This is a genomic window from Propionivibrio sp., from assembly GCF_017995515.1.
Classification (GTDB): domain Bacteria; phylum Pseudomonadota; class Gammaproteobacteria; order Burkholderiales; family Rhodocyclaceae; genus Propionivibrio.
Window position 1 is genome coordinate 2,084 of sequence record NZ_JAGOIT010000132.1, and the last position, 6,159, is coordinate 8,242.

The window sequence follows — 6,159 nt, forward strand, 5'->3', positions numbered from 1 at the left end:
GAAGTCGTCGCCAGCCTGATCGAATCGATCGAGGGCGGCCAACGGCTTTCGCAAGCGATGGCGGGTCAGCCGAAGGTCTTCAACAAGGTCTTCGTCAGCCTGATCCGCGCTGGCGAGACTTCCGGACGGCTCCCGGAAGTTCTGAAGAGCCTGACCGAGTCGCTCAAATGGGAAGACGAGCTCGCCTCGCAAACCAAGAAGCTCATCATGTACCCGGCCTTCGTCGGCACCATTGTCATCGCGGCAACCTTCTTCCTGATGATCTACATGGTGCCGCAGCTCAAGCAGTTCGTTAAGAACATGGGGCAAGTGCTGCCCTTGCAGACGCAAGTCCTGTTCTTCGTTTCCGACCTTCTCGTGTCCTACTGGTACGTTGCGCTGCTCCTGCCGCTCCTGATCGTCGCCGGCATCAAGATCGCGCTGGCCACCAACCCGCTCGCCCGTATTCGTTTCGACGCCGCCAAGCTGCGCCTCCCGCTCGTCGGCGACATCCTGCGCAAGATCATCCTCTCGCGCTTCGCCAACACCTTCGCCCTGCTCTACGCCTCCGGCATCCCGATCCTCGACTCGATCCGCACGACGCAGGACGTCGTCGGCAACCTCGTCGTCCGGCGCGGCCTGGAGCGTGTCGAACAGCTGATCGTCGAAGGCCAGAACGTCACCGCCGCCTTCCACAGCATCGGCTTCTTCCCGCCGCTGGTGATCCGCATGCTGCGCGTCGGAGAGAGCACCGGGGCGCTGGACGACGCGCTGATGAATGTCAGTTACTTCTATAATCGGGACGTCAAGGAATCAGTCGAAAAGGTGCAGCAGCTGATCGAACCGATGCTGACCGTCGTGCTCGGCTGTCTGCTCGGCTGGATCATGCTTTCGGTGCTCGGCCCGGTCTATGACATCATCAGCAAGATCCAAACCTAGTCCCGGCCTTCACCCATGAAAACCGACCGCCTGCTTTACCTCTGCGCCTACCGGATGACAGCCTACCGCTGGCACTCGGGCGTGCTCGAAAGCGAGGGCGTGTTTGCGGCGAACGACGAGGGCCATCAGCAGTTCTCGGACTACGTCAAACAGCATCGCCAGGCCACCTTCACGCTACTGGCCAACGTCTCCGAAGAAGGTTTCCACATTGAAACCATCCCCTTCCTTCAGGGGAAAGACCGCAAGACCGTCATCGAACGCAAGCTCGGACAGCAGTTCTTCAGTGCGCCACTGACCGCTTCACTATCGCTCGGGTACGCGAAATCGAAGCGCAAGGATGAGCGCGTACTGCTTGCCGCGCTGACCAACAACGAACTGTTCGCGCCGTGGATCACCGCGATCACCAGCCACGGCGCAGCGCTTTCGGGCATCTACTCGTTGCCGCTGGTTTCCGTATCGTTGTTGAAAAAACTCAAGGTCGGCAACGAACAATGCCTGCTCCTGACGGTACAGGACCAGAGCATCCGGCAGAGCTATTTCGAAAAAGGCGAGCTGCACTTCAGCCGGCTCACACCGCTGCAAAACAGCAGCATCAGCGGCATCGCGCAGACTTTTGCTTCGGAGGCGATCAAGCTCCAGCAATACCTCGCCAGCCAGCGGCTGATCGGCCGCAACCAGCCGATCACGGCGCACGTGCTGGCGCATGGCAGCGCCATGAAAGCCATTCAGGCCAGTTGCAACGACACCCCGACGATCCACTTCAATTTTCTCGGTATCGAGGACTGCGCACGCATAACGGGCCTGAAAACCGTCCCGGCCGATGCGCACAGCGAAAACCTGTTCCTTCACCTGCTGCAGACCGCCCCGCCGAAGATCCAGTTCGCCAACGACGACCACCGGCACGCCTATCACCTCGGCCGGATTCGCGCCGCGCTTCGCACCGTCGGCGCCCTGGCGCTGGCCGGATGCCTGCTCTATTCGGGGCAACTGTTATACGAAACGCACGAACTCACGCAGGAGGCACAAGCACTGCGCGCAGAGAGCGCGCTGGCGCGCCAGCGCTACGCGGAAATCGTCAAGTCCTTCCCGCCCATCCCCACCAACAACGAGACTTTGCGGCAGGTCATCGACCGCTATGTCGCAATCGATCGGCAAACCGCCGGCCCGATAGGCCTTTTCCGCGAACTCAGCCGCGCCCTGCAATCGGCGCCGGCCGCCGAACTCGACGCCCTCGAATGGCGCGTCGGCGGCATCGACGCCGCCACCGGACAGGCGGCAAACAGCGGCTATGCGGCAAGCGCCGTTCCCGACGACAGCGAAACGTTGATCGTGCGCGGCTTGCTGAAAACCGGCACCAGCAACGCACGACAGACGCTGAGCGCGTTCAACACGCTGATTGACGCACTCAAGGCCAACGCCAAACTTCAGGTCGTCGTACTGCAAAGCCCGTTCGACATCGAGTCGGGAAAGTCGCTCAAAGGCAGCGACACCGCAGTCGATGACCTCCGGCCGCGCACCTTCAGCCTGCAGATCGTCAGGAAGCTCGGATCATGAAGCTCGCCACATCCGATCTCCCCAAGCTGCAATGGTCCATTCTCGCGATCGTGCTGATGATGGCCGTCGGCGCCGCGCTGATCTTTTTCGCGTTCAGCGCCACCGAAGTCGCCAAGCGCGACCGCGCCATCGCGCAGGCAGAGCGCAACGAGTTCGACGGCAAACTCAAGCAGGTGCGAAACGAAGAAGACGAGATCAAACAGAAGTCCGCCGTATTCAAAGCGCTGCAGACGCGCGGAATGATTGGCGAGGAGCAGCGGCTTGAGTGGGTCGAGCTGATCAAGGACATCCGCGATACGCGCCGGTTGATCGACCTGCAATACGAAATCGCCCCGCAACGCCGGCTCGACGCCGACGCCGCCAAGGGCTTCGCCTTCTACTCAAGCACGATGCAGCTGCAACTCAAGTTGCTGCACGAAGAAGACCTGACGCGACTGATCGACGATCTACGCGAACGAGCACGGGCGCTGATCCAGGTCAAGCACTGCGCTGTCTCGCGTCTGCCTCAGGGTGCTGGCGATGGCAGCCCCATCGCGCAACTGCAAGCCGACTGCGGGATCGACTGGATTACCTTGCGCGAAGTCACGGATGTGCAGCCGACGGGGGAAGGCAAATGAAGACGCTCCCACGCCTGTGCGCCATCCTTTCCACGCTCATTCTGACCAGCGCACCATGCGCTCCGGCCTTTGCCGAAGAAGCCCTGGGGCGGCTGTTCTTTACGCCTGAACGACGGCAAACGCTTGATCGCCAGCGACAATTCAATATCCAGGAAAAGCAGGAGATTCCGGAAGAACCGACGTTCACGATTGATGGGGTTGTGACGCGGAGCAGCGGGAAACGGACGGTCTGGGTCAATGGTACTGTCCAAGAGGAGCGAGAGGTCAAGCAAGGAGTGACGGTCACACCCAATCGAATCAATCCGGGGAAAGTCATCGTTCAGTCCGAAGATGGCCCAACCTCTGCCGCTAGCGTTGGCGACACAGTCAACCGGAGCACGGGGGAAACGACCGGTTTGCTGAGTGGTGGGCAGATTCGCCTCCCCTCTCTCGAACGTCAATGAACCGCGAACGACACCGCGAGGCATCGCATCCGCGCGCGTGCAGAGGGGCCGCATTGCTCATCATGTTGCTGGTGCTGACTCTTGCGTTTGGCACTACCTTGATCATCTCGCTCAATGAAATCCCCCCCGAAATCGCACAGAGAAATAGAACGCTCGCTGCGTTGACCGAAGCGAAGCAGGCGCTTATCACCTGGTCCGTACTGCAAGGGGATTTGCAACCGGCGACTGAAGTAGTGGGTGGCGTACCGCAGCCCACATACTACCGCCCTGGAAATCTACCTTGCCCCGACGGGAACCATTTCGGGGATAGCAATACGGGCTATGCATCCGGAAGTTGTTCCGCCGGGGGCAACACTTCCATTGGACGCTTGCCATGGAAAAGCCTTGGGGTCGAGAGATTACGCGATGCCAATGGTGAATCTCTGTGGTACGCGGTCAGTGACAGTTTTCGTACGGCGAATGATCTGAACAACAAGGCCATCAATAGCGACACCAAAGGTTCGCTCCTGCTTTATGGCACAGATGGAACGAGCCTAACGACGCCCCCAGGCGAGGAATTGGCCGCCATAATTTTCGCCCCCGGCCTCCCGCTCGAAGGACAGGACAGGTCCGCTCTGCCCGATGCGGCATCAAGCTATCTTGAAGCATTCGCTGGGAAGAACAACGCGAGCGCTGCAGGACCGTTCGTCATGGGCCCGGCCAAGGACTCCATTGGCAATCTCGTTATCAACGATCTAGTGATCGGAATCACGGCGCGCGAGCTCATTTCCGCCATGGAAAAACGAGCGCTGAAGGAAGCACAGAATGCGTTGCTGAACTATAAGACCGCGCTTGGCTCATTTCCCAGCCCGGCGCCCTATAGCGGTGCGAACTGCACATCTACAGTCACCAACGTTAAGTCAGTCGCCCTTTGCGCCAGCGACAGCGCCACCTGCTTTGGCCGCCTGCCGGAAGATATTCTCTCCCCCTATGTCGCCCTGTGGTTTCAGCAAAACGGCTGGGGGCGAGTAATGACCTATGCCATCCACAGTGGTGCCGCTTGCACCACGCCGATTACGGTCGGAAGTGCAACGAAAGAATACGTTCTCATTGCCCCGGGCAGCGCCCGCGATGGGCAGAATCGCCCGTCCACGTCGCTTTCGAATTATCTAGAGGACTCGGAAAACACGGATGCATGGTCGGCCGACCCAAATTTCTCGCTGCCAAGCGTGAATAGCAACGATCAACTCAGGAGTTCGCCATGAAACAGATTATGCGCACCCCGGCCGCTGGTTTCACACTCACCGAACTGGCAATTGTGCTGGTCATCGTAGCCCTGCTGATTGGCGGAATGATGGTGCCGTTATCGACGCAACGCGACATCCAGAACTCCAGGGAAACCGAACACCGCCTGGGTGAGATTAAGGAGGCGCTGCTTGGGTTCGCTGCAATATACGTGCGATTGCCTTGCCCGACGACTGAGACCGATCCAGCCAGCACCAAATATGGTCTGGAGGACGCCACCTGCGTCGAGATCGAAGGCTACTTACCCTGGAAATCACTCGGTATCCGCGAAACAGATGCTTGGGGTAGCGTCCGCTCTTCGACGACCGACCCCTTTGTCGGCTACTGGCGCTATCGGGTAGACAAGAACTTCGTGACGAGCATTTCAATTACAACAGCAACCGGGTCCGCGCTCGTTGTACAGGACAACAACGGCAACGCTCTGACAGCCCCAGCGCACAGCCCAGTTGCCATCGTCTACTCGACGGGGCCGGATCTCGTTGCCAACGGAAAGAATGAGGACACCCAGAACGGACCGCAAACTGATCCGACATACCAGTCAAGCGACCGTTCGCCAACCTTCGACGACCAGCTAATTTGGATTGGGCGACCCTTGCTTTTCAATCGGCTGATTTCCGCCAGCAAGCTCCCTTGACCGCCCCCGTCGATTGGAGTCAAATCCGCTGAAACTCCAATGACAGCGTCAGACCTCCCATGAACGACCAGCGCGGCTTTATTGAAGGTTTCCGCAATGCCGGCATCCTGCCGACTGACTCGGAAGAAGTTCGCCTGCAGAAGTCGCTGCTGATCTTCGCGACCGGCCTGATCAGCCTGGCGTCGATGCTCTGGCTGTTCATCTACTGGCAGCTCGGGCCGCAGATTTCGTCGACGATCCCGTTCCTGTTCCAGATCCTGCTGGTGGGAAATCTCGTCGTCTATATGAAGACGCTCAATTTTGATGCCTTCCGGCTGATCCAGTTGTCGCTCTTCCTGTTCGTGCCGTTTGTCGCGCAGTGGAGCATGGGCAACTTCATCACGGCCAGCGGCATCAGCCTGTGGGCGCTGCTGGCGCCGATCGGGGCCGTGCTGTTCATCGGCGCGCACGAGGCGCTGGCGTGGTTTTTTGCCTACCTGTTCTTCACCGCGCTCTCGGGTTTCTTCGACTACTACCTGGCCGACTCCCTGACGCCGGCGCAGATCAGGATCCCGATCCAGACCTCGGTCTTCTTCTTCGCGCTCAACTTCGCGGCGATCTCGACCATCGTTTTCCTGCTGCTCCGCTACTCGGCGACCGAGAAGCAAAAGGCCCAGGCGCGGCTCGAGGAAGCGCACAAGCTGCTGCAGATCGAACAGGATCGCTCCGA

General features: G+C 59.6%; 6 protein-coding genes and 1 pseudogene. All 7 read left to right on the forward strand.

The window, feature by feature from the left end:
- Nucleotides 1-918: type II secretion system F family protein (locus KBA32_RS15490; RefSeq protein ID WP_294360781.1), on the forward strand; the 918-nt coding region annotated here is incomplete at its 5' end.
- A gap of 15 nt (nt 919-933) precedes the next feature.
- Nucleotides 934-2,472 carry a hypothetical protein gene (locus KBA32_RS15495; protein WP_294360784.1) on the forward strand — a complete coding sequence of 513 codons (1,539 nt, stop codon included), beginning with the start codon at nt 934-936 and terminating at the stop codon, nt 2,470-2,472.
- A complete protein-coding gene (locus KBA32_RS15500; protein ID WP_294360786.1) occupies nt 2,469-3,089 on the forward strand; it encodes a hypothetical protein in 621 nt (206 codons plus the stop codon). Before KBA32_RS15495 ends, KBA32_RS15500 begins: the two co-directional genes overlap by 4 nt.
- On the forward strand, nt 3,086-3,532 hold the full coding sequence (locus tag KBA32_RS15505) for a hypothetical protein (RefSeq protein WP_294360788.1): 447 nt from the start codon (nt 3,086-3,088) through the stop codon (nt 3,530-3,532). The genes KBA32_RS15500 and KBA32_RS15505 overlap by 4 nt, the downstream gene beginning before the upstream one ends.
- Nucleotides 3,529-4,776, forward strand: a complete 1,248-nt coding sequence (locus tag KBA32_RS15510; RefSeq protein ID WP_294360791.1) for a hypothetical protein — start codon at nt 3,529-3,531, stop codon at nt 4,774-4,776. The genes KBA32_RS15505 and KBA32_RS15510 overlap by 4 nt, the downstream gene beginning before the upstream one ends.
- The gene (locus tag KBA32_RS15515; RefSeq protein WP_294360794.1) at nt 4,773-5,450 is read left to right on the forward strand and encodes a type II secretion system protein; all 678 of its coding nucleotides are present in this window, start codon (nt 4,773-4,775) and stop codon (nt 5,448-5,450) included. Before KBA32_RS15510 ends, KBA32_RS15515 begins: the two co-directional genes overlap by 4 nt.
- A gap of 59 nt (nt 5,451-5,509) precedes the next feature.
- Nucleotides 5,510-6,159 (forward strand): annotated as a pseudogene (locus tag KBA32_RS15520) (adenylate/guanylate cyclase domain-containing protein); the annotation flags it as partial.

Coding starts and splice junctions, on each gene's coding strand:
- KBA32_RS15495 (WP_294360784.1), top strand. CDS start 934: ATGAAAACCGACCGCCTGCTTTACCTCTGCGCCTACCGGATGACAGCC.
- KBA32_RS15500 (WP_294360786.1), top strand. CDS start 2,469: ATGAAGCTCGCCACATCCGATCTCCCCAAGCTGCAATGGTCCATTCTC.
- KBA32_RS15505 (WP_294360788.1), top strand. CDS start 3,086: ATGAAGACGCTCCCACGCCTGTGCGCCATCCTTTCCACGCTCATTCTG.
- KBA32_RS15510 (WP_294360791.1), top strand. CDS start 3,529: ATGAACCGCGAACGACACCGCGAGGCATCGCATCCGCGCGCGTGCAGA.
- KBA32_RS15515 (WP_294360794.1), top strand. CDS start 4,773: ATGAAACAGATTATGCGCACCCCGGCCGCTGGTTTCACACTCACCGAA.